Consider the following 419-nt stretch of genomic DNA (forward strand, 5'->3'; position numbering starts at 1 on the left):
ATGTCGACCGCAACGCCGCCCTCGGCGACCCGGATTTCGTCGACAACCCCGTCACGACCCTTCTCGACAAGAGCTACGCCAAGGCTATCCGCGCCAAGATCGACATCAACAAGTCAGGCACTTCCGCCGACCTGAAGCCGCTCGGCGCCAAGGAAAGCACCGAGACCACGCATTATTCCATCATCGACGACGAGGGCAACGCGGTCGCCGTCACCTACACGCTGAACGGCAACTTCGGCGCCGGCGTCGTCGCGCCCGGCACCGGCATATTGCTGAACAACGAGATGGACGACTTCACCTCCAAACCCGGCGTCCCCAATCTCTACGGCCTCGTCCAGGGCGAAGCCAACGCCATCGCGCCCAAGAAGACCCCGCTCTCGTCGATGAGCCCTACCATCGTGACGAAGGATGGCAAGCCC

1 protein-coding gene is annotated in these 419 nt (G+C 63.0%); it reads left to right on the forward strand.

The annotated features are described in order from the left end of the window. A partial coding sequence (locus B3605_RS17635) for a gamma-glutamyltransferase (RefSeq protein ID WP_296435314.1) occupies nucleotides 1-419 on the forward strand: 419 nt, incomplete at both ends.

The organism is Rhizobium sp. UBA1881 (assembly GCF_002338015.1).
Classification (GTDB): domain Bacteria; phylum Pseudomonadota; class Alphaproteobacteria; order Rhizobiales; family Rhizobiaceae; genus Rhizobium.